At 37.0% G+C, this 19,905-nt stretch carries 17 protein-coding genes and 1 pseudogene; 6 read left to right on the top strand and 12 right to left on the bottom strand.

Going from position 1 to position 19,905, the window contains the following annotated elements; genetic code table 11:
- Positions 1 to 5 precede the first annotated feature (5 nt).
- From BQ5367_RS09040 to BQ5367_RS09015, 6 genes are all read left to right on the top strand, one after another.
- Positions 6 to 1,397, top strand: a complete 1,392-nt coding sequence (locus BQ5367_RS09040; RefSeq protein ID WP_071442198.1) for a M14 family zinc carboxypeptidase — start codon at positions 6 to 8, stop codon at positions 1,395 to 1,397.
- The gene (locus tag BQ5367_RS09035; RefSeq protein ID WP_071442197.1) at positions 1,387 to 2,757 is read left to right on the top strand and encodes a M14 family zinc carboxypeptidase; all 1,371 of its coding nucleotides are present in this window, start codon (positions 1,387 to 1,389) and stop codon (positions 2,755 to 2,757) included. The genes BQ5367_RS09040 and BQ5367_RS09035 overlap by 11 nt, the downstream gene beginning before the upstream one ends.
- 12 nt (positions 2,758 to 2,769) lie before the next feature.
- Positions 2,770 to 3,921 carry an amidohydrolase family protein gene (locus BQ5367_RS09030; protein WP_071442196.1) on the top strand — a complete coding sequence of 384 codons (1,152 nt, stop codon included), beginning with the start codon at positions 2,770 to 2,772 and terminating at the stop codon, positions 3,919 to 3,921.
- The gene (locus BQ5367_RS09025; protein ID WP_071442195.1) at positions 3,909 to 5,063 is read left to right on the top strand and encodes an amidohydrolase family protein; all 1,155 of its coding nucleotides are present in this window, start codon (positions 3,909 to 3,911) and stop codon (positions 5,061 to 5,063) included. The genes BQ5367_RS09030 and BQ5367_RS09025 overlap by 13 nt, the downstream gene beginning before the upstream one ends.
- Before the next feature lie 218 nt (positions 5,064 to 5,281).
- Positions 5,282 to 5,830, top strand: a complete 549-nt coding sequence (locus tag BQ5367_RS09020; protein ID WP_071442194.1) for a hypothetical protein — start codon at positions 5,282 to 5,284, stop codon at positions 5,828 to 5,830.
- Positions 5,790 to 6,629, top strand: coding sequence for an IS200/IS605 family accessory protein TnpB-related protein (locus tag BQ5367_RS09015; RefSeq protein WP_083383219.1), 840 nt, complete (start codon positions 5,790 to 5,792; stop codon positions 6,627 to 6,629). The genes BQ5367_RS09020 and BQ5367_RS09015 overlap by 41 nt, the downstream gene beginning before the upstream one ends.
- Positions 6,630 to 6,912: 283 nt before the next feature.
- On the opposite strand, the gene BQ5367_RS09010 is transcribed toward BQ5367_RS09015, so the two are convergent.
- From BQ5367_RS09010 to BQ5367_RS08955, 12 genes and pseudogenes are all read right to left on the bottom strand, one after another.
- Positions 6,913 to 8,769 (bottom strand): ABC transporter ATP-binding protein, encoded by a 1,857-nt coding sequence (locus tag BQ5367_RS09010; RefSeq protein ID WP_071442192.1) that lies wholly within the window; start codon positions 8,767 to 8,769, stop codon positions 6,913 to 6,915.
- A complete protein-coding gene (locus BQ5367_RS09005) occupies positions 8,762 to 10,492 on the bottom strand; it encodes an ABC transporter ATP-binding protein (RefSeq protein WP_071442191.1) in 1,731 nt (576 codons plus the stop codon). The genes BQ5367_RS09010 and BQ5367_RS09005 overlap by 8 nt, the downstream gene beginning before the upstream one ends.
- 15 nt (positions 10,493 to 10,507) lie before the next feature.
- Positions 10,508 to 10,936 (bottom strand): MarR family winged helix-turn-helix transcriptional regulator, encoded by a 429-nt coding sequence (locus BQ5367_RS09000; RefSeq protein ID WP_071442190.1) that lies wholly within the window; start codon positions 10,934 to 10,936, stop codon positions 10,508 to 10,510.
- A 71-nt stretch (positions 10,937 to 11,007) separates the two neighbouring features.
- Complete coding sequence (locus BQ5367_RS08995; protein ID WP_071442189.1) at positions 11,008 to 11,565, bottom strand: sugar O-acetyltransferase; 558 nt, start codon at positions 11,563 to 11,565, stop codon at positions 11,008 to 11,010.
- Positions 11,566 to 11,616: 51 nt separating this feature from the next.
- On the bottom strand, positions 11,617 to 12,771 hold the full coding sequence (locus tag BQ5367_RS08990; protein ID WP_071442188.1) for a DUF349 domain-containing protein: 1,155 nt from the start codon (positions 12,769 to 12,771) through the stop codon (positions 11,617 to 11,619).
- Between the two features lie 336 nt (positions 12,772 to 13,107).
- Positions 13,108 to 14,055, bottom strand: coding sequence for a hypothetical protein (locus tag BQ5367_RS08985; protein WP_071442187.1), 948 nt, complete (start codon positions 14,053 to 14,055; stop codon positions 13,108 to 13,110).
- Positions 14,056 to 14,263: 208 nt separating this feature from the next.
- Positions 14,264 to 15,735, bottom strand: a pseudogene (locus BQ5367_RS08980) (family 1 glycosylhydrolase).
- Positions 15,736 to 15,762: 27 nt separating this feature from the next.
- On the bottom strand, positions 15,763 to 16,230 hold the full coding sequence (locus BQ5367_RS08975) for a PTS transporter subunit EIIC (protein ID WP_161940485.1): 468 nt from the start codon (positions 16,228 to 16,230) through the stop codon (positions 15,763 to 15,765).
- Positions 16,231 to 16,381: 151 nt separating this feature from the next.
- Positions 16,382 to 17,131 carry an N-acetylmuramoyl-L-alanine amidase gene (locus BQ5367_RS08970; RefSeq protein ID WP_071442185.1) on the bottom strand — a complete coding sequence of 250 codons (750 nt, stop codon included), beginning with the start codon at positions 17,129 to 17,131 and terminating at the stop codon, positions 16,382 to 16,384.
- A gap of 443 nt (positions 17,132 to 17,574) precedes the next feature.
- Entirely contained in the window at positions 17,575 to 18,141 is a 567-nt protein-coding gene (locus BQ5367_RS08965; RefSeq protein ID WP_071442184.1) for a hypothetical protein, read from the bottom strand.
- Between the two features lie 297 nt (positions 18,142 to 18,438).
- Complete coding sequence (locus BQ5367_RS08960) at positions 18,439 to 18,915, bottom strand: hypothetical protein (protein WP_071442183.1); 477 nt, start codon at positions 18,913 to 18,915, stop codon at positions 18,439 to 18,441.
- Positions 18,916 to 18,950: 35 nt separating this feature from the next.
- Positions 18,951 to 19,901 (bottom strand): hypothetical protein, encoded by a 951-nt coding sequence (locus BQ5367_RS08955; protein ID WP_071442182.1) that lies wholly within the window; start codon positions 19,899 to 19,901, stop codon positions 18,951 to 18,953.
- Positions 19,902 to 19,905 lie beyond the last annotated feature (4 nt).

Genomic DNA, 19,905 nt, shown 5'->3' with positions numbered 1-19,905 from the left:
GAAAGATGGACATTGAAAAAATCTTATCATATATTCCAAAGATCGATGTTTTCATGACAGTAGACGAAATGGATAAAAGCACTTTTGAATTGAAAGAAAAATACCCAGATGTCGTTACTATAGAAAAAGCCGGTGAAAGCCGTCAGGGACATCCTTTGTATTGTTTAAAAATAGGAAATGGTCGAAAAAAAGCTTTGATGTACGGTTGTCCCCATCCAAATGAGCCTATTGGCTGCATGATGCTGGAACATTTCAGCTGGATCTTATGCGAACACAAAGAAGTTTTAGAAGAACTGGACACAACTTTTTATATGATCAAGGCAATCGATCCTGATGGTTTGAATATGAATAAAGGCTGGCTGAAAGGACCCTTTACCTATGCCAGCTACGCTTCAAATTTCTATCGTCCCGTATCGGATGCCCAGGTAGAATGGACATTCCCGATTGACTATAAAAATTATTCATTCCATGCACCCATCAATGAAACAAAGGTCCTGATGAAACTAATGGATGAAATCAAGCCGGACTTTGTTTATTCACTGCATAATTCAAGTTTTGGCGGCGTTTATTTCTATGTCAGCAAAAATGATCAAATGATTCTTTCCAAGCTTCCTCTGGCAGCAAAACGGGCTTCCCTGCCCTTAAATCTAGGTGAACCGGAATGTGCTTTTTCCAAAATATTCGCACCTGCTATCTATGAAATTTTAAGTGCTGTCCAATATTATGATTATTATGAAAAAACATTGCCTGGTGATCCCTGTGAAGCAATGATCTGTGGCGGCAGTTCTTTGGATTATATGAACAAAGTCAATCCGAATGCGTTTATCTTAATGTGTGAGGAGCCATATTTCTACTGTCCGGATAGCGCTGATGCAAGCCTGTGTGAAAACATGACACGAAAAGAAGCTATTTTAAAAGGATTTGAAATTCAACGTGAAGTTACTGATAAATTGCGTGAACTTGTTTCCGTCTTACAGAAATATGCTTCTTCTTCCTCTTTTTATATGCGTTCTTTACATATGTATACAGAAAGTCATGAACAGGAAGAAAATGCCCAGCGATCTCTTATGGACCAGCATCCTGAAGCATATGAACAATTAGCGACCAAAGCGAGCCGCTTTGATTCTCTTATTGCCAGAGGCTGGTATCCGTTATTAGCTTTCGGTATGGTCAAAGGATGTGTCTTAGAAACAATGAATGAACACGATTGGAATGAAGAAGAAAAAAAGGAACTACAGGATCTGATGACAAGTGCACAATCTTATATTGATGAAAAATGTGCCCGGATTGAAGCTCAAATGCCGTGTCAACCTATTGAAATACGTAAATTAGTCAGCGTACAGATGGAAAGTGCCATCATAGTCTTAGAAAATTTGGAGGTCAATTATGAAAATTGAAGAAGTATTAAATCTGATTCCTGAAATCAATGAATTCATGAGCGTTGATGAAATGGATGCCAGTACCTTTGCACTGGCTGAAAAATATCCTCAGCTCGTAAGTATCGATCAGATAGGTGAAAGCAGTGAGCATCATCCTATCTATCGTTTAAAAATTGGTGAAGGCAGCAAAAAAGCACTCATTTTTGGATGTCCGCATCCCAATGAACCGATCGGTGCCATGATGATCGAACATCTCTCACGTATCTTGTGTGAACATCCCTCACTGCTCGAAGAGCTTGATACGACCTTTCATTTCATCAAATGTGTCGATCCTGATGGTTTGAATTTGAATAAAGGATGGCTGAAAGGCCCTTTCAGCTATTATAATTACGCTACTCATTTCTATCGCCCAGCATCGATCCGGCAGGTCGAATGGACCTTCCCATTCCATTATAAAAACTATTCCTTTGACGATGCCCTGCCAGAAACAAAAGCCATCATGAAAGTAATCGACGAAGTAAAGCCGGACTTTTTATACAGTCTGCATAATTCAAGTTTTGGCGGTGTTTACTGGTACATTACCAAAGAAAAAAAAGAGATCATCGAGCGTCTTGGCGATGCCGCTAAACGTGTCGACCTGCCATTGAACCTTGGCGAGCCAGAAGTTCCTTACTGCAAGGTTTATAAAGAAGCAATCTATGAACTGCCGCAAAGCGGAGCAAGTTATGACTATCTGGAAGCGAACCTTGATAAAGACCCTGCAGAGGTGATGAAAGGCGGCGGATGTAGCGTTGATTATTTGGATACTGTACGTCCCGATGCTTATGGTCTAGTCTGTGAAATGCCTTATTTCTATTGTCCACAAAGCAATAATCTTGAACTATGTGACGATATGACACGTAAAGAAGCAATCTTAAAAGGTTTTGAAATTTCTGATCAATATCTGGATAAGCTGAAAAGCGCTGTCGCAATTCTCAAAAAATATGCCGATGCTGATTCCAACTGCATGTGTGCCTTATTGGAAAGATGCGAAAACAATCAGGATCATCGTCAGGCCCAGATTGCCCTTATGGAAACACAACATGATGAATATGAAGTGCCTTGCACCAAAGCCAGCAAGTTTGATAATCTGATCGGCACGCCATGGTACACGCTGATTGCCTTTGGCATGGTAATCACAGAAGCAAAACGGACATTAGAAAAAAATGACGATGAACCTATCAAGAAGGAATTAGAAACATTGATTGACGAGTGTGAACAGTACGTCAAAGAAGAATGTGATAAGATCAATGAAAAGGTACCATGTCAGCCAATCGAAGTGCGTAAGCTTGTCAGCGTACAGATGGAAAGTGCTTTGATTGCTTTAGGTATAGAATAGAAAGGAGTATTTATGTTTTGTATAAAAAATGCAACCATTCATGATGGCAAGGAACATGTTTTTAAAAAAGACATCCTTATTGATGGACATACAATTGTTTCCGTCAGTGAACACATTGATACAGAAAGTGAATATTTTGATGCACAGGGCATGCATGTCTTCCCCGGATTTATCGATCCGATGAGCAACTGGGGCATCTTAGGTCCCGGACGTGAGATTCGTGGCAATGCGGAAGATAATGACGAACACACCCATGTTTGTACCCCAGAGATGAATATCATCTATGCATTTAACGGACGTGGTATCCGTATCCAGCAGCTTGGGGCTTTTGGTATTACTGCCGTTGGCGTGGCCCCAAGCAATAATAATCTGTTTGGCGGCATGATGGGTGTCTTTGATGTCGATGGCATCAATCCATTCAAAATGTGCATCAAAGAAAAAGCAGGTTTAAAAGCCTGTGTGACCAGTGATGTCACAAAATTCTGGGGTGCGAAAAACATGATGCCTAGCACTCACATGGGTATCTTTCAGATGTTTAGCGAACAATTGCGCAATGCGAAAGAATATGATTCTTCTAAAGGACGTGATCCTAAAAAGGAAGCAATCCGGGAAATGCTGGATAAGAAAATGCCTTTGTTTGTAGTCGCTAAAAAACCGATGGAAGTTCATTCCCTCTTGCATATCTTAAAAGATTATGATGTCGATCTTGTTTTAGCGAGCGGATTTGGTCTTCAGGATTGTGAAGAAGAAATTTTGGAATATCGTCCGGCAATTATTTCTTCGGTCCGTGTTGATGGCTTTAATACCGATGCTGCTGATGGTGATAATGAATTTTTATATCAGTTATATAAGAAAGGCATTCAGGTATCTTTGGCAAGCAATGTTGATGGACGGATGTGTTCTCGTGAAGAGATGCTGTGGAATGGCATCGACATGTATAAGGCATGTCATGACAGTGAAGCAGTCATTACGATGATGACTTTCAATAATGCGAAAGCCTTGGGGGTTGATGATGTCACCGGTTCAATTGAAGAAGGAAAACGTGCTGATCTGGTCATTTACAGCGATCACCCATTGAAAACATATAAAGCTGAGGTCCTTTTGACCTTAAGCAATGGAAAAGCTGTATATCGCAAAGGAGATGAGATGAAATGCTTCATTTAAAAAATGCGAAAGTGTATACGATGAGCGATGCTCATGTTATCGATCATTGCGATATTCTGATTGAAAATGGCAAAATCAAAGAAGTCGGCCGTTCCCTTCATTCAAAGGATGCAGAGATCATCGATGTCAGCGGAAAGATCATCATTCCGGGAATCGTCGATGCCCATTCACATGTTGGTACCTTTAATGTCACTACCAATGATCAGAATGCCAATGATCTGACAGGACCTAATTCAAGTCAACTGGATATCTATTATGGAATTGATCCTGATTCAAAATCTTTTAAAGATTGCTGCCGTGACGGAATCACGACCAGTATCATTGCTCCCGGAAGCGGTAATGCCATCTGTGGACTCGTGCTGGCAATGAAATCAGCTGGTAAAACCTATGACCAGCGAATCGTCAAACGTCCATGCGCATTAAAAGCAGCCATGGGTGTCAATCCTAAGGGTGTCTATGGTCCCCGTGATCAGCTGCCGGTTTCTCGTTTAGGTATTTCTCAGCTTTTTATTGATTACTTTGAAAATGTCAAAGAATATATGAAAAAGAAAGAAGAGGCTAAAGGCGATCCTGAAAAGATGCCTCCTTATAATGAAGGTTATGAGCACGGCCAATGGGTATTGGAAAGAAAGATTCCTTTAAAGGTTCATGCTTATCAGCATGATATGATGTCACTTTTACGCTGGAAAGAAGAATATGGTTTTGATCTGACATTGGATCATGCTTTTGGTGCCAGTGATTTCTATGATGAAATTGCAGCCAGCGGAGCCGATGTGATCTGGGGACCGCTCTCTGGACCTTTGTTTGGAGGTGAAGGCTGCAAAGTCGATCCTGAGTGTGTGATTGAATTAGATAAACGTGGTGTTACCTGTGCTATCATGACTGATGGACCGGTACTCCATCCATATCTTATCATTACGCAGGCAGGAGAGGTCGTTCGCCATGGCGGCGACGTTGAAAGCGTATTGAAAATGATCACATTAAATCCTGCTAAGATTGCCCGAGCTGATGATCGCATTGGTTCAATTGAAGCAGGTAAAGATGCTGATCTGGTCGTTTTTGATAAAACACCTGCTTTAGACACTGATGCAAAGGTAGAAATGACCATGATCGATGGTGAGATCGTTTATCAGTCCAAATAACAAAAAGAGTCATTTTAGATATCTAAGATGACTCTTTTTTTATATATTAGGAAATTTCATTTTTGATTGATAGAAAGATGATGAAAGAAAATAAAAAAAGTTAAGTGTGATTTATGTTATGATAATATATATCATCAATTTGAAATTATAGTATCATTATAGTTATTAATATGATATAATATATGTACAAAACATCTCATTTCTGTCAAGGAGGCATCATGAAAGTCTTTTCTCTTTCCAACCGTTTCTATTACCGAGAATTCCCTGATCTGAAGAACACCGTTCTTCATGATCTTGATGTCTATAACCGTGTCCTTCATAAGGCCTATAAATGTCTTTACGATCGTGCCTATAAGGGAGCCTCGTTTAAGGACAGCGAGCTTCATCAGCTTCTTAAAAAGCAGTTTCATCTCAATGACTATATCCCTCTGTCTGCTGTCCATGAAGCCAAGGCCCTGCTAAAGGCTAATGCTGCCTTGAATAAAAAACTGATCCAGAAAACAGATAAAAGAATGAATAGGATCGGAATGAAGATCAGAGAAAAGGAAACGGAACTGGAAAAGGTCATCTGTGAAAAGGAAAAGATGATCCGGAAAACGAAACTGCATGGTACTGCAGAAAAGGACGATCTGTATGAAGCAACTGTGATCGATCCTAAAATAAAGAATCTGAAGAATCAGATCAAACTATTAAAGTATCGGTTAACAGGAGAAAAGCAGAAAAAGGATGCTGATCTGCGGAAGAAGGCAGGGAAAGTACGGCAATAATCTTTTCAAATATCATATCGATGAAGGGATTCTTGTCTACCGGGGAATCAGACAGGAAATAAGGATGCCGGTTGTTTTTCATCAGCACAGGGAGCATATAGAAAGAGCAGTAAGAATGAAGCACAATACTCCCGGGAAGGCCATTGCGTATGAGCTGTATGATCATGGAGAATATTTTATCATCAAAGCAATTGCTGAATATCCTGGCGAGCCGGTATTACCATCCGGCAGAGGAAGTATCGGAATGGATATCAACAGGGATCATATAGCGCTGGCAGAAACCGACAGAAAAGGGAATCTGGTAAAGGCATGGAGGATTCCATTGAAAGAAAGAGGAACAAGGAACCAGAGGGAATATGAAAGGTATGTGGCAGTGAAACGGATCGTAGAGGAATGTGCGGGCAAGAAAAAGAATCTGATCATGGAAGATTTAGAATTCGAGAGGAAGAAAGAAGAGAGCCTGTACAGGGACAGGAACTATAACCGGATGCTGGGAACATTTGCATATAAGAGGCTGGAGGAGAAGATCGAAAGGAAATGCATGGAAAAAGGAGTATATTTAAGGAAGGTGGATCCAAGGCACACAACGCAGATCGGGAAGCTGAAATATGCGAAGCGGCTAGGGCTAAGCATCCACCACAGTGCAGCGTATGTGATTGCAAGGAGGGGAGAAGGGTACCGGGAAAGGATACCGAACGAATATCATGAATACAGGGAATGGAAAGAAGTGATCAGGGATCTGGGGAAAGCGACATTGGAGGAATGTCAGAGAACTCCCTATTTATGCCTGTTCAGATAGAAAAGAAGCAGGACCCGGCAGTCATGCGATTCACTGGAAGATGGAAGCATGGCAAAGGGATGGAATCCTGCCAGAAAAAAATAATAAGCTGACACTGGAACATTTCGCCAATGCCTTACGCTTCAGAGAGGAGCAAAAGAAGGAGATGTGAAGGTGCCGGTGGAACCACGCCGCTAGAAAGGCAGGTGGGTATGCAGATAGGGAGTCGCTTATTTGCATATGATTTTGGTTACAAAATCATTTTCTTGTAAAAACCGGTAGACCCGAACTAATAAATCTTTTTTTATTCCAATTCAAACTGTCCGGTATAAAGCTGATAATATCTTCCTTTTTGTTCAAGCAGTTCTTCATGACTGCCTCTTTCTATGATTTTACCATGATCTAGTACCATAATGGCCGCTGAATTTCGAACAGTCGACAAACGGTGGGCAATAACAAACACGGTTCGATTCTCCATCAAACGATCCATACCTTTTTCAATCAGTTTTTCTGTTCGAGTATCAATCGAACTTGTTGCTTCATCTAAGATCAAAACCGGAGGATTAGCAATCGCAGCACGAGCAATCGCCAATAACTGCCGCTGTCCTTGTGAAAGATTTGCACCATCGCTTGTTAACATCGTATTATAGCCATTCGGCAATCGTTTGATAAAGCTGTGTGCATTCGCCAGTTTTGCAGCTGCAATGACTTCATCCATCGAAGCATCTAATTTTCCGTAACGAATATTATCGGCAATCGTTCCTGTAAATAAATGCGTATCCTGTAAAACGATAGAAATGGATTTTCGCAAATCTGCTTTCTTTATCAATCGTACATCAATACCATCATAGGTAATGCTTCCCTTTTGAACATCATAGAAACGATTGATCAGATTTGTAATTGTTGTCTTACCTGCGCCTGTACTGCCGACAAAAGCAATTTTTTGTCCTGGTTTCGCAAATAAGGATATCTTTTTTAAGATCATATGATCACTGTCGTAGCCAAATTCCACATCATGGAAACGCACATCTCCACGCAAAGGAATCAATTCATACGTATTGTCAGGACGTGGGTGTTTCCAGGCCCATTTGCCCGTATAATAGGAGCAGGCACTTAACTGCCCTTCTTTTTCTTCAACACAGGTCAAGGTTACTTTGCCTTCATCAATTTCTTCTTTTTCGGCCATCATCTCAAAAATTCTTTCAGCTCCGGCCATGGCAGCCAGCAAGAAATTTAATTGCTGCGTAAACTGATTGATTGGCAGAGCTGTCTGTCTTACAAATACTAAATAAGAAGAAAGACTTCCTAAATCGATCAAACCGCCAATGGCCATAAAGCCACCTACACAGGCAACGATCGCATAATTGATATAGGAAATACTGACAACGGTTGGAATTGTCTTGCCTGAATAACGCAAAGCTTTTACGGCTGCATCTAAAAGAACGTGGTTTCGTTTATCAAACTCTTCTAAATTCTTTTCTTCATGATTAAAGACTTTTACTACCTTGACACCATTGACCATTTCTTCAATAAAACCATTGAGATTTCCTAATGCCTTTTGTTGACGTTTAAAGTAATAACGACTACGACGGCTAAAATATTGAATTAAGAAATACATGAAAATCATACTGATCAAAACAATGACTGATAACTGCCAGTTTAATACAAAGATCAGGATCAGTGTTCCGGTGATCATCATAAAGCTTTGAATCAGGTTATCAAAGCAGTTATTCATAGCATCCTGAACGGTATCCAAATCATTGGTAAAACGGCTCATCAGATCACCATGCGCATTTGAATCAAAATATTTTAATGGCAGTTTCTGCATCTTATTGAACAGATCCTGGCGGATATCCTTAACAATTTTCTGAGCTGTATGAACCATCAGCTGTTTATAAATGGCTGTTGACAATGCCCCTAATGCATAAACAATTGCCATTAACATCACAAAACGAATAAAACCTTGAGCATCTAAGGCTAAAATATAATCATTGACTACCGTTCTGATTTGAAATGTTCCCCAAAGATTCACCCCTGTACTGATAATGACAAATATACCCACAACAAATAAAGAATACTTATAGTGTCCCATATATTGCAGGAAAGAGAGCAAAGTCTTTTTCATATCTTTAGGTTTAGCGGTTGTTATCTGTCTAGCCATGGAAACCAGCTCCTTCCATTTGTGAATAGTAAATATCCTGATAGATAGAATCTTCTTTCAATAATTGTTCATGAGTTCCTATCGCATGAATCCTGCCATCATCGATGATTACGATCTGATCTGCATTTTGAACCGAAGTAACCCTTTGTGCAATAATGATCTTTGTCGTATCTTTTAAAGAAGCTAATCCTTCTTGAATACTTGCTTCTGTTGCGGTATCTACTGCACTTGTTGAATCATCCAGAATAAGAACCTTCGGCTTTTTTAAAAGAGCTCTGGCAATACACAAACGCTGTTTCTGTCCTCCGGATACATTGACACCACCCTGATCGATCATCGTTTCATAACCATCAGGAAACTGTTGAACAAATTCATCGGCACAGGCAATACGACACGCCCATTTAATTTCATCATCACTGGCATTTTCATTTCCCCAGCAAAGGTTTTCCCGAATCGTACCACTGAAAAGTGTATTCTTCTGTAAGACCATGCCCACTGCATCACGAATATGTTCCACTGAATAATCTTTTACATTATGACCATCAACCAAAACCTCTCCCTTGCTGACATCATACAGACGAGGTATCAGTTGTACCAATGAAGTCTTAGCAGCCCCCGTTCCTCCGAGTATACCAATCGTAGATCCTGCAGGAATCGTCAAATTAATATCGCTTAAAACATATTCCTCTGCTTCTTCTTTATATTTAAAATATACATTTTTAAATTCTACACGCCCGCTTTGAACTTTCAATGAAAGATTGGATGAATCCTGGATATCAGGCACTTCATCTAAAACTTCGATGATACGTTCAGCACTGGCAATTGATCTTGTTATCATTAAAAATACATTTGAAATAAGCATCAAAGAATTTAAGATCTGTAAGACATAGCTTAAAAAGCCCGTCAGTTCTCCTACTTTCATTTCATTGGAAAAAATCATCTGACCGCCAAAATAAATGATGCAGACAATCGTTCCATACATGACAAACTGAAATAATGGCATATTCCAAACAGATGTACGGAATGACTTTTCACTATTTACTTTTAATGTTTCATTGATCTTAGAAAATTTATCTTCTTCATATTCTTCTCGCACATAAGCTTTTACAGCTCGAATAGCATTCATATTTTCTTGCACGACCGTATTTACCTGATCAATGCTTGATTGCATCAAACGATAAAGAGGTCCTACCTTATTTACAATGAAAAAAAGGCCAATACCAAGAATCGGTGTAGCAATCAAAAATACAGCTGCCAGCTTTGCATTAATGGTAAACGTTAAAAATAATGCCATTAAAAGCATGACAGGTGAACGAACGATCGGACGAATACTATTACAAATCGCATTTTGCAGGATCGTAATATCACTTGTTAATCGGGTAATGAGTGATGATCCTGAAAAATGATCGGTATTCTTGAAAGAAAAATTCTGAACTTTCATAAATTCCGCTCTTCTCAGTTCACTGCCAAAGCCCTGCCCAGCCATTGCAGCATACTTGGCATACATATTCCCTAATACTAAAGCAATAAGTGCACAAACAATCATGATGATTCCTCGATTGATAATATAAGCTGTATCACCATTCGCAACACCGATATCAATGATATCAGCCATCAGAAGTGGAATGATCAGTTCAAAGATCGTTTCTGCAATAACACAAAAACAACTAATGAATAAATACTTTCGATATTTATCCATATAAGGTATAAGACTTTTCAACATTCGCTAAACTCCCCCTTATCGTATATCTTTTCCAGTCAGATTCTCATACATCCGCTCTAAAAAATCCCAAAATAGTTTTTTTTCTTCATCACTAAATCCTTTTAATGATATGTTATCCACTTTTATACAGTGTTCATTCCATAAATCTAAAGCCTGCTGACCTTTTTCTGTAATCCGCAGCTGATAAGCTCGCTTATTTTCCGGATCGATCCGCCGATGAAGCATCTTTTTTTCTTCTAGCGAATTCAAGATCTTACTGACCGTAGCTGCTGATACATCACACTCTTCCGCAATTTCTTTCAGCATACACTCGCTATGAGCCGAGATGTATCGTAAAACTTTTGGCTGTCCTGGAGCAAGCTGAAATTGAAGCATGTCCTTTCGCATCCGATTACGTTGAGCATGAAACACCTTAAACATGAGCATATAAAAAGGTAATCTCATTTTTTCTCCTCCATTAGCATACTAATAATTAGCATACTAACTATAATCCTGTAAATTTTCTTTGTCAATATTTATAAAAGTTTTTTCATAATTTTTGCTGGCACACCTGCTGCCAACGAGTAGGCTTCTACATCATGAGTAATGACGCTTCCTGCCGCAATTACGCTACCTTTGCCAATCGTAACGCCTGGCAATATGACCACATTTGCACCGATCCAAACATCATCTTCAATATGAATCGGTAAAGCTTTTTCTAACCCCTGATTTCTTGATGAAGCATCTAGCGGATGCATCGCTGTATAAAACCCACAAGAAGGACCTATGAATACATGATCACCAATCACGATTTCTGCACCATCCATAAAATAACTATTGATATTGACAAAAACATCTTTTCCAAAACGAATATGCTGACCATAATCACACATAAAAGGACTCAAAAGTGTTAAATTTTGTGGTTCATACCCCAATAATTCATATAATATTTTATTTCTTTGTTGAAGATCACTTGGTTTTATTTGATTATATATAAAACACAAATCCATTGCTTTTTCTCTTTTTTTTATTAAAACTGCATCATTATTGGCATCATACCATTCACCTTGATTCATCTTTTCTTCTTCACTCATAGTTTTCAATTCCTTTCAATTCATAAGAAAAGCAGTCTAAGACTGCCTTAATTATTCTTCATTTAAAGCCTGATCCATTTCTGATAGCTGTTCTTCCAGCTCAGCAATAAAATCTTTTTTATCTTCAATACGCTCTACCATGTCATCATACTCACGCTGACTTAACAGACCCACTAACTCATCCTGCATACGTTTTACTTGTCTTTTCTGATTAGCAATCAAATCTTGTTTACGTCTGCGGTTTTCCATCATTCTCTGACGCCATTGCTGATGTTTCTGCTCATTCAACTCCTTCAAACCAGCAAAGTATTCATCCATCACAGCTCTAAATTCGCTCCAGATCTGATCTTCACGATCTTTTCCACAGAATCCAGCTGCTTTCCACTGCTGATTTAATTCTTTCATCTTATCCGTATTTTCCTTTGAGAAATCATTTTCTGCCAGAATCTCTTGTGCTTTTGCAATTAAAGCTTTTTTAGCAGCATAACTTTCTTTTTGTTGAGCATGAAGTTCCGTATAATGCTGATTTCTTCTTTCATAAAATTTTTGGCGGCTTTCATTAAATTCATTCCAAAGACGATCTTCATGGCCTCTGCCTGCACTTCCAGCAGCTTTCCACTGATCCATCAATTCTTTAAACTGATTGCTTGCTTTCTGCCATTCCACAGAATCTGCCAAAGCAGCAGCCTTTTCAATAAGTTCCTGCTTCACTTTACGAGCATCTTCAAAGCGACTCTTCATATCTTCAAAATACTGGTGCTTATCTTCAAAAAATTTCTGACGAATACCATTAAAAGTTTCCCATAAAGCATCATCTTCTTTGCCTGCAGACCCTGCAGCCTTCCACTGACGCATCAGCTCATTCATCTGTTCTGTTGTTTGATTCCAGTTTTCCGTAACAGCTAGCTGACGGGCTTTTTCTATTAAATCCTCTTTCACTTTTTTTACATTTTCAAAAACTTCACTGCGTTTCACATAAAGATCATCGATTGCTTTTTCAAAGTTTTCTTCCAGCTGATCTTCATATACAGATTCCCAATATGAAATGCGCTTCCATCTTCTCTTCAAATTAGAGATTTCACGGACAACAGCATTCCAGTCTGAAGAAACATCAAGATTTTTCACTTCTTCGATCAAAGCCTCACGCAGCTTGATATCAGCATCAAAATCCTTTTCTTCCATCACTTCATCTCGTTCGTTTACCATATTACTTCCTCCAGTTTGATAATTCACATAACTATATCTATTTTACCTTATTTAGTAAAAAAAATCACCCATAAAATGATGTTATTCAAAATTTATTTATTTTACATCACTTTTTTTACATAAAATCAGGATACAAATTGGAAAATATTGTCATTTTGTGAAATTTTTTATCAATAATTTGAAAATAAATTACAAAAAGGGCTATTGACTAGCCCTTAAACTTTTTTAATTTTCCTATTCATCACTGAAACTTCATAGCAATTTGATTCAACAAGTTCAAATTTATTTGCATATTTTTCTATCTCTTTTAGTCCGTTCTAACTCCACGATATCTATTTATTGAACCCTATCATTTTTCAACAATTCTAAATAATAAGTCTTCTTATCAGCAGGTATCTGCAAAGCATCCATCGCTTCATCAACACCCAGCTTCAAGGTCTTCATTAAGCTTTGAATAGCATTTAAAGTACTATTGATCCTTTCTTCTTCCTTGCCTTGTAATATTCCTCTCTGTAATCCCTGAGCAATCCCTTTCTGCAAGCCTTTCTCTGTGCCCATCTTCTCTACATAATCTCCATAGTCGCACATGCTTCTTACCTCCTTTGCCAGTCCGCCCTTAAGCCTTATATCGTACTTCTCTAATGCCTCATTCTTTGTTTCATAGTCCATCCCATTATCTGCCAATATCCTTAGGATGTTCATCGAAATATATTCGCTTTCCTTATACCCTAAGTATAGCACAAGGATCTGCTGCTTATCAAAATATTTTTCCTCCTCGCACGCATTCCCGATAATATGCTCCTCCACCATCCGGTAGCGGTTGATGCAGTTTTGCTTATGCTTGGGGGCATTGAACACGATCCAGATCGATACCACCTTCACGATATCGTCATACTGCGCATGGTCGAAGAACTCATTCACCTGCATCGATACATTGCGGGAATTGTAGTAGTTGGCTCTGCTTAAGACATGGCTTCTTCCTTTCAGTTCACCCTGTGCTTCCAGATTGATGATCATGGCGATCCTTCCTTTATTATGGGGCAGGGATGCATAGACAAGCGAATCGAAGACAACACTGACATCATCTTCATTGTTCTCATTGCGATGTCCAGAAATAAGATGCGTATGTAAAGGGACATCTCCTTGAGGCTCGATGCATTTCATGATTTCACCGATAGAGGAATTTGCATATTCATCAAGATTGTCCTTCATGATATAAGCAAGGATCAGCTTGTTCCTTAAGATATTCTTAAAATGCTGATCAAGTAAGATTTTCTGCTTCATAAAAGAGTACCTCCTACTCTTTTATATGCATTCAATCTTCATTTTTCCCAATTCCTATTAAAATTTTATCTTATTTTACTATTAACATATGATTTAATTAATCTTTGATATAACCACTATACATATCCAAAAAAGTTACAATCAAACGATGAAACATCTACTATAAAGATGAAAATGGAACCAATGGGTCCCATTTTCGTGTGAGGTCTTAATCTAAATCTTCACCATTAGAAGCAATGACTTTTTTATACCAGTAAAAAGAATCTTTGCGATAACGATCAAGCGTTCCTGATCCATCATCATTTTTATCTACATAAATAAATCCATAACGCTTCTTCATTTCACCTGTTGAAGAGCTTACTAAATCGATGCATCCCCAAGTTGTATATCCTATCACATCTACACCATCCTCAATTGCTTTCGCAATTGCTTTTATATGCTCTCTTAAGTAATTAATGCGATAACTATCATGAATTTTCCCATCTTTCTCCAGTATATCTATAGCACCTAGTCCATTTTCAACAATCATCAAAGGTTTATGGTATCGTTCGTAGTATTGATTCAATGAATAACGTAATCCATCAGGATCAATGCCCCAACCCCATTCACTATATTTTAAATATGGATTTCTAGGTCCTAGATTAAGATTACCACCAACTAAATCATCACATTTATGGCTAGTAGCACAACCAGATAAATAATAAGAATAAGTTACCATATTCACAGTGCCCTCTTTTAACTCTTTAATATCCTGTTCGCTCATATCCAATTCAACTCCATATTGATTCCAGATACGCTTAGCAAAATACGGATATTCGCCCTGACACATGGTATCGCAGCAATAATACACATTTTCCTGATTTTTTTCCATTGTTGCGAGCACATCCTTCGGATCACATGTCAACGGATAATTGCTTGGCCCTCCGCCAATCATACAGCCGACCACATAATTGGAATCAATTTCATGTGCTCTTTTTACGGCTCTGGCACTTGCTACCATTTGATAGTGAAGCAGCTGAAAATCTTTTTTGATCTTATCATGCGGGTAATTAGGTATGAGATTTTTCATCATAACAGCAGTGTTGATTTCGTTAAACGTCAGCCAGTATTTTACTAGACCTTTATATTCTCTAAAAATGACATCTGTATATTTATCAAAGAGTTCAATCATCTTACGATTATTCCAACCACCAAATTTCTCTTCTAAATATAAAGGAACGTCATAATGCTGAATCGTAACCAATGGTTCAATGTTATATTTCTTTAATTCTAAAAATACATTGCGATAAAAGTCCAATCCCTCCTGATTTGGTTCTTCTTCGATACCCTTAGGAAAGATACGTGTCCAGGCGATTGACATACGGAATACCTTAAAACCCATTTCCGCAAATAAAGCAATATCCTCTTTATATCGATGATAAAAATCAATGGCTTCATGATACGGATAATAATAACTATCTAAAACTGCCCTTTTAGCGCCTTCAGGCAGCTGATGAACACTTAATGCCTTGCCTGGTTTTCCATTCGCATCTACATAAGTGATATACCTTGGTTCAGTAAGCGTACCTGCTGTTTGCACATCACTGGCAGCTAAGCCTTTGCCACCTTCATTCCAGGCGCCTTCAGCTTGATTAGGGCAATAGCACCGCCCCATAAAAATTCTTTTGGAAACTTACTCATAATCAGCGATTACCCCCCCTATTAAATTCAATATTTATTATCTTCATCATCAGTTTCTTGCTCAACCATCTGTTTTTCATAAATTTTAAAGAAAGGATACCAAATGATCCAGCAAACAGGGAGCAACGCAATGGCAAAAACAACATTTTTCCAATCTAAAGTAGTCATAAATTGTAACATAAATACTGGCAGACTCGTTAAAATCATTACAGATGGCAAGGCAATCAGACCAGTACTATATGCTGCCCAATATAATAACGCACATACAACCGGACATAATACAAACGGAATCAGCATGATTGGATTATACATAATTAGAAATCCAAAGGTGACTGGTTCATTAATGTTGAAGATTGCTGCCGGAAGAGCTGCTTTTGATACTGTTTTAAGTGTCTTGGATTTTGAACGAATTCCCATCAACACAAGAGATAATATATTTCCTGCACCTCCTAAAGAATTATTACCGGCTATTAAGAAAAGTGCATTAAAAGCCAAATAATACATCTATATTCTTTATTTTTTTATCATATAGGATTATTAAATTTTGTGTAAATACATTAAAAGAACCCCAATGTTAACACTGGGATTCTATTTTATTTGAAGTTTATTCATATGTATTTTATCAGCCTTATTTTGATCTATCGATCTAGACAAGATGTGCCAGAATGGCTTCTCCTAATGCTTTTGCTATCTCGTATTGTCCATAAGCACTATTAAGATATACAAGATCATAACAATCACTAATAAAGCCTAATTCAAGTAATAGCGAAGAAATCGGGTTACGATCAACGACATAAAGCGAACCCATTTCATGCGTATTTTTTATACCACGATCCTGGGTATAATCTAATTCATTTAAAGCATTCTGAATAGAAGCAGCGAGTGATAGAATATCATCGTTTTGGCCATCTGTATATATTTCAAAGCCTCGGGCACCATCATTATATTCACTCGAATTCAAGTGAATAGAAAAGAAATAAGAAGCTGAGGCATTGATGCCTGTATCAATTCTTTTTTGAAGATCCGCTGTTGTATCAATCCATTCAACATTATCATCTGTTCTCGTATAAACTACCTGAACCCCTTTTTTGCTAAGGTATTCACCAAGCTCTAACGTAACAGCAAGATTGATATCTTTTTCATAGGAGCCATCTTCCCCCACGCTTCCGGAATCAACACCGCCATGACCGGCATCTAATACGATAATTTCAGATATTTCTGGCTCTGTTTTCCTTACATACGCCGTTGCCGTCTGGATTTGGGTTTCTTCAATCACTTCATTAGATTCCATCTTTGCATCCGTATCCGGTATCCACGCATGACTTAAAACCACTAAAACAGCAATGATTGAAATTTCAAGTTTCTGAGAGAATAATAATTTATTTCGATTCAGCATCATCTTCCTCCTTTAATTTACATATTACATGAAAATGAGCAGTCTTCATTCATTTCAGAATCTTTTCATTCGTTAGTTAATAGTATAAACGAGATTGCTGTCAATGTCTAATACTTATTTTCTATCCATTATCTTCAAGAGTCTTGTTATAGACTTCACTTGCACTAAAAGCTATTTGTTTTTGTTCTTTACTTAATTTCTTTCTCATAGTTTTACTCCTTTCTTAAATTATTTAAGTTTACATAGTTAATATGTAACTCTTTGTGCAAATAACAATTGCTTTACTTCTTAAATTTTACCATGATTAAATCAAAAACAAAATATGGTTTTATTGCCAGCAATAAAGTAATAATATTGGCTGATAATTTAAACAAATTCTAACCATGATTAAAGTAAAAAATCACCACTACATGAGAAGTAATGATGATTTTTCATTTTATAAATTATTCTTCATTATCTGCATAATGAATTTCCGTTGACGGAAGATATGAATAATATGATTCTATTTGGGGTGTTAGTGATAAAGGAGATAATGAATCTTCAAGTGGCAAATTTTCAATATCATCAGGAAACATTTCTCTGATTGATGGTTCAAATCTACTTCCATCCTCAGCAGTTACACATTTAATTACATTTTCATTCTCAAAAGTAAACTTATAAGGCATTGATGCTCCAGACCCCAATATAAGCTTGTTATCTTGAACATAGTATTCTTCATAAAGTATCCACATATAAACATATCTTTTTGTATCTTGTTTTTCTATTCCATACATTAAATAGTCCGTAAAAACTTGATAATCTTGTTTATCTTTATAATCACTTACCTTTTCTACATCATTAACAACATAATTAATGGCTTTGGTATATAAATACTCTTCACCTTCAACCCAATTGGTATTATTGATAGATATAATTGCAACAACACCTACTATTAAAACAAAAGAAATGATAAAAATTATAATCTGTTTTTTCTTTATATAGATACCCTCCTTTAATTTTATAAGTTCCACTAATATTATACTATAGTATCTACTTATTACTCAAATTTAAAATGTTTTTTATTTACATTATACATACTTAATCTCTTTTATTATAATCTCATCTCTAATATTGACCAATTAACACTTAGACATATGAACATATATGTCCACAAGGCTTTAAATGAAATGTAATGTTTTAAAATATAAAATACTATTCAATCTTCAAAAATGTTGAAATATAAGGATAAATTTTTTTATATATTTAGCAACTCACTTGTAGAGCAGGGTAAAAATATCTAAAGAACAAAGTCAATAGATATTTTTCAATTACTTCAAATCAAAATCATTTTTAAATGCTTTTAAAGCTTCATCAAAGCTCATATAAATATCAATTTTATTAGCTCTTAAACAGCCAACCAGATAAGAGTTAAAGCCTATCGGACAATCAACACCGCTCATTCCATTACGCTGTAAACGAATATCGTTAAATACAGGATACATACGAATTTCTTTTCCGCTCATCAGCTTTTCAATCGCATTTCCTAATTCTACATAAGTTCCTGCATCACCGCTAGCCAGCTCAAAAAAGAAAACATTTGCTTTACTGACATGCTCATAATCCGTTAAGAATATTTTTTCAGATGTCAATGGTTTCGTATTGTCTAATGGCAAATCAATCGGATTCGCCAGAAAATATTCCTGATGATTATTTTCCAGCAGTTCTTTCATTTTTCTTCCTTCAATTCTTCTTTGATGAATATCCGCTTCTGTAAACATCGGACCTGCATTATAAATATAGATCATAATTTCCTCCATTAGACTTATTATATCATATTTTACTAATTTTGAGCGATGATCGTTTGATATCTTTGATAAGATTCATTCCAGCTTTGATATTCTTTTTCTTGGCGATGATCCGATAAAGCATATTTTTCTTTTAAAAAGTGGGCCAGATATTTTGACACTTTAAAAGCACCATAATAATTCAAATGATCTCCTTTATCACGGGTATCTTGACTCCAATCAATCAAAATCTCCTTACTTAAAAGATTTAAGTCATAATAATCTAACTCATATTCATCTGCCAATAAACAAATGCCGTTATGACGTGCATAATTCCAATTTACTGTACTAGGTGTACTTACAAGAATAAATTTCGCATCATTTTCTTCACAAAGCTTCGCCATTTCTTTTACATACTGACGATTTAGTTCTGAAATTTCTGCAATCTTATCAGTTTTGCTCATATAATCCTGGGCATTCGTTCCTTCAATCTTATTACTATATTTGAAACCTTTTAAATCATCACGCCATGTATATTCAATCGAACCGCCAAAATCTACAGGCAAGATTGATTTCCAGCGATTATGATACTGAAAAATTGGAAATAGCTGATTAAAACCATTTTCAATCATTTTAACTGGTGAAAAATTTCTATAAATAGCATTTGTTTCTAAAATAACGATCTTAGGTTTTTGATTTTGTAAAGCCTGTTTCAAAAAATTCATAGATTCATACAATTGTTGAGCTGAAGTACCACAAACATAAGAAGTGATACCTGTTTCATTCCATATTGTCATTGGAGAAATAGAAGAATACGACTCACTGTCACCAAGCACTAAAACATCAATCGTATTATCATTCTCTCCTAATATTCCATTGGCATTCACATCCCTCATTCCAAATTCCATCGTATTATTCTTAGGAAATACTACTATAGAAGCAGTGCCCAAACATATCAATAATCCTGTCATAAAAAGAAAGGAACGCACAATATATTTTACTTTCATGATT

It is taken from the genome of Traorella massiliensis (assembly GCF_900104665.1).
GTDB classification, from domain to species: Bacteria; Bacillota_I; Bacilli_A; order Erysipelotrichales; family Erysipelotrichaceae; genus Traorella; species Traorella massiliensis.
The sequence above is the reverse complement of the archived record's forward strand: the minus strand, read 5'-3'. Positions and strand labels throughout refer to the sequence as shown.

Bases quoted from the DNA above. Each gene is read 5' to 3' on its own strand.
- BQ5367_RS09030 (WP_071442196.1), top strand. From the start codon at position 2,770: ATGTTTTGTATAAAAAATGCAACCATTCATGATGGCAAGGAACATGTT.
- BQ5367_RS09010 (WP_071442192.1), bottom strand. From the start codon at position 8,769: ATGGCTAGACAGATAACAACCGCTAAACCTAAAGATATGAAAAAGACT.
- BQ5367_RS09005 (WP_071442191.1), bottom strand. From the start codon at position 10,492: ATGTTGAAAAGTCTTATACCTTATATGGATAAATATCGAAAGTATTTA.
- BQ5367_RS09035 (WP_071442197.1), top strand. From the start codon at position 1,387: ATGAAAATTGAAGAAGTATTAAATCTGATTCCTGAAATCAATGAATTC.
- BQ5367_RS08995 (WP_071442189.1), bottom strand. From the start codon at position 11,565: ATGAGTGAAGAAGAAAAGATGAATCAAGGTGAATGGTATGATGCCAAT.
- BQ5367_RS09000 (WP_071442190.1), bottom strand. From the start codon at position 10,936: ATGAGATTACCTTTTTATATGCTCATGTTTAAGGTGTTTCATGCTCAA.
- BQ5367_RS08990 (WP_071442188.1), bottom strand. From the start codon at position 12,771: ATGGTAAACGAACGAGATGAAGTGATGGAAGAAAAGGATTTTGATGCT.
- BQ5367_RS09015 (WP_083383219.1), top strand. From the start codon at position 5,790: ATGCTGATCTGCGGAAGAAGGCAGGGAAAGTACGGCAATAATCTTTTC.
- BQ5367_RS09025 (WP_071442195.1), top strand. From the start codon at position 3,909: ATGCTTCATTTAAAAAATGCGAAAGTGTATACGATGAGCGATGCTCAT.
- BQ5367_RS08960 (WP_071442183.1), bottom strand. From the start codon at position 18,915: ATGATCTATATTTATAATGCAGGTCCGATGTTTACAGAAGCGGATATT.
- BQ5367_RS08985 (WP_071442187.1), bottom strand. From the start codon at position 14,055: ATGAAGCAGAAAATCTTACTTGATCAGCATTTTAAGAATATCTTAAGG.
- BQ5367_RS08955 (WP_071442182.1), bottom strand. From the start codon at position 19,901: ATGAAAGTAAAATATATTGTGCGTTCCTTTCTTTTTATGACAGGATTA.
- BQ5367_RS09040 (WP_071442198.1), top strand. From the start codon at position 6: ATGGACATTGAAAAAATCTTATCATATATTCCAAAGATCGATGTTTTC.
- BQ5367_RS09020 (WP_071442194.1), top strand. From the start codon at position 5,282: ATGAAAGTCTTTTCTCTTTCCAACCGTTTCTATTACCGAGAATTCCCT.
- BQ5367_RS08970 (WP_071442185.1), bottom strand. From the start codon at position 17,131: ATGCTGAATCGAAATAAATTATTATTCTCTCAGAAACTTGAAATTTCA.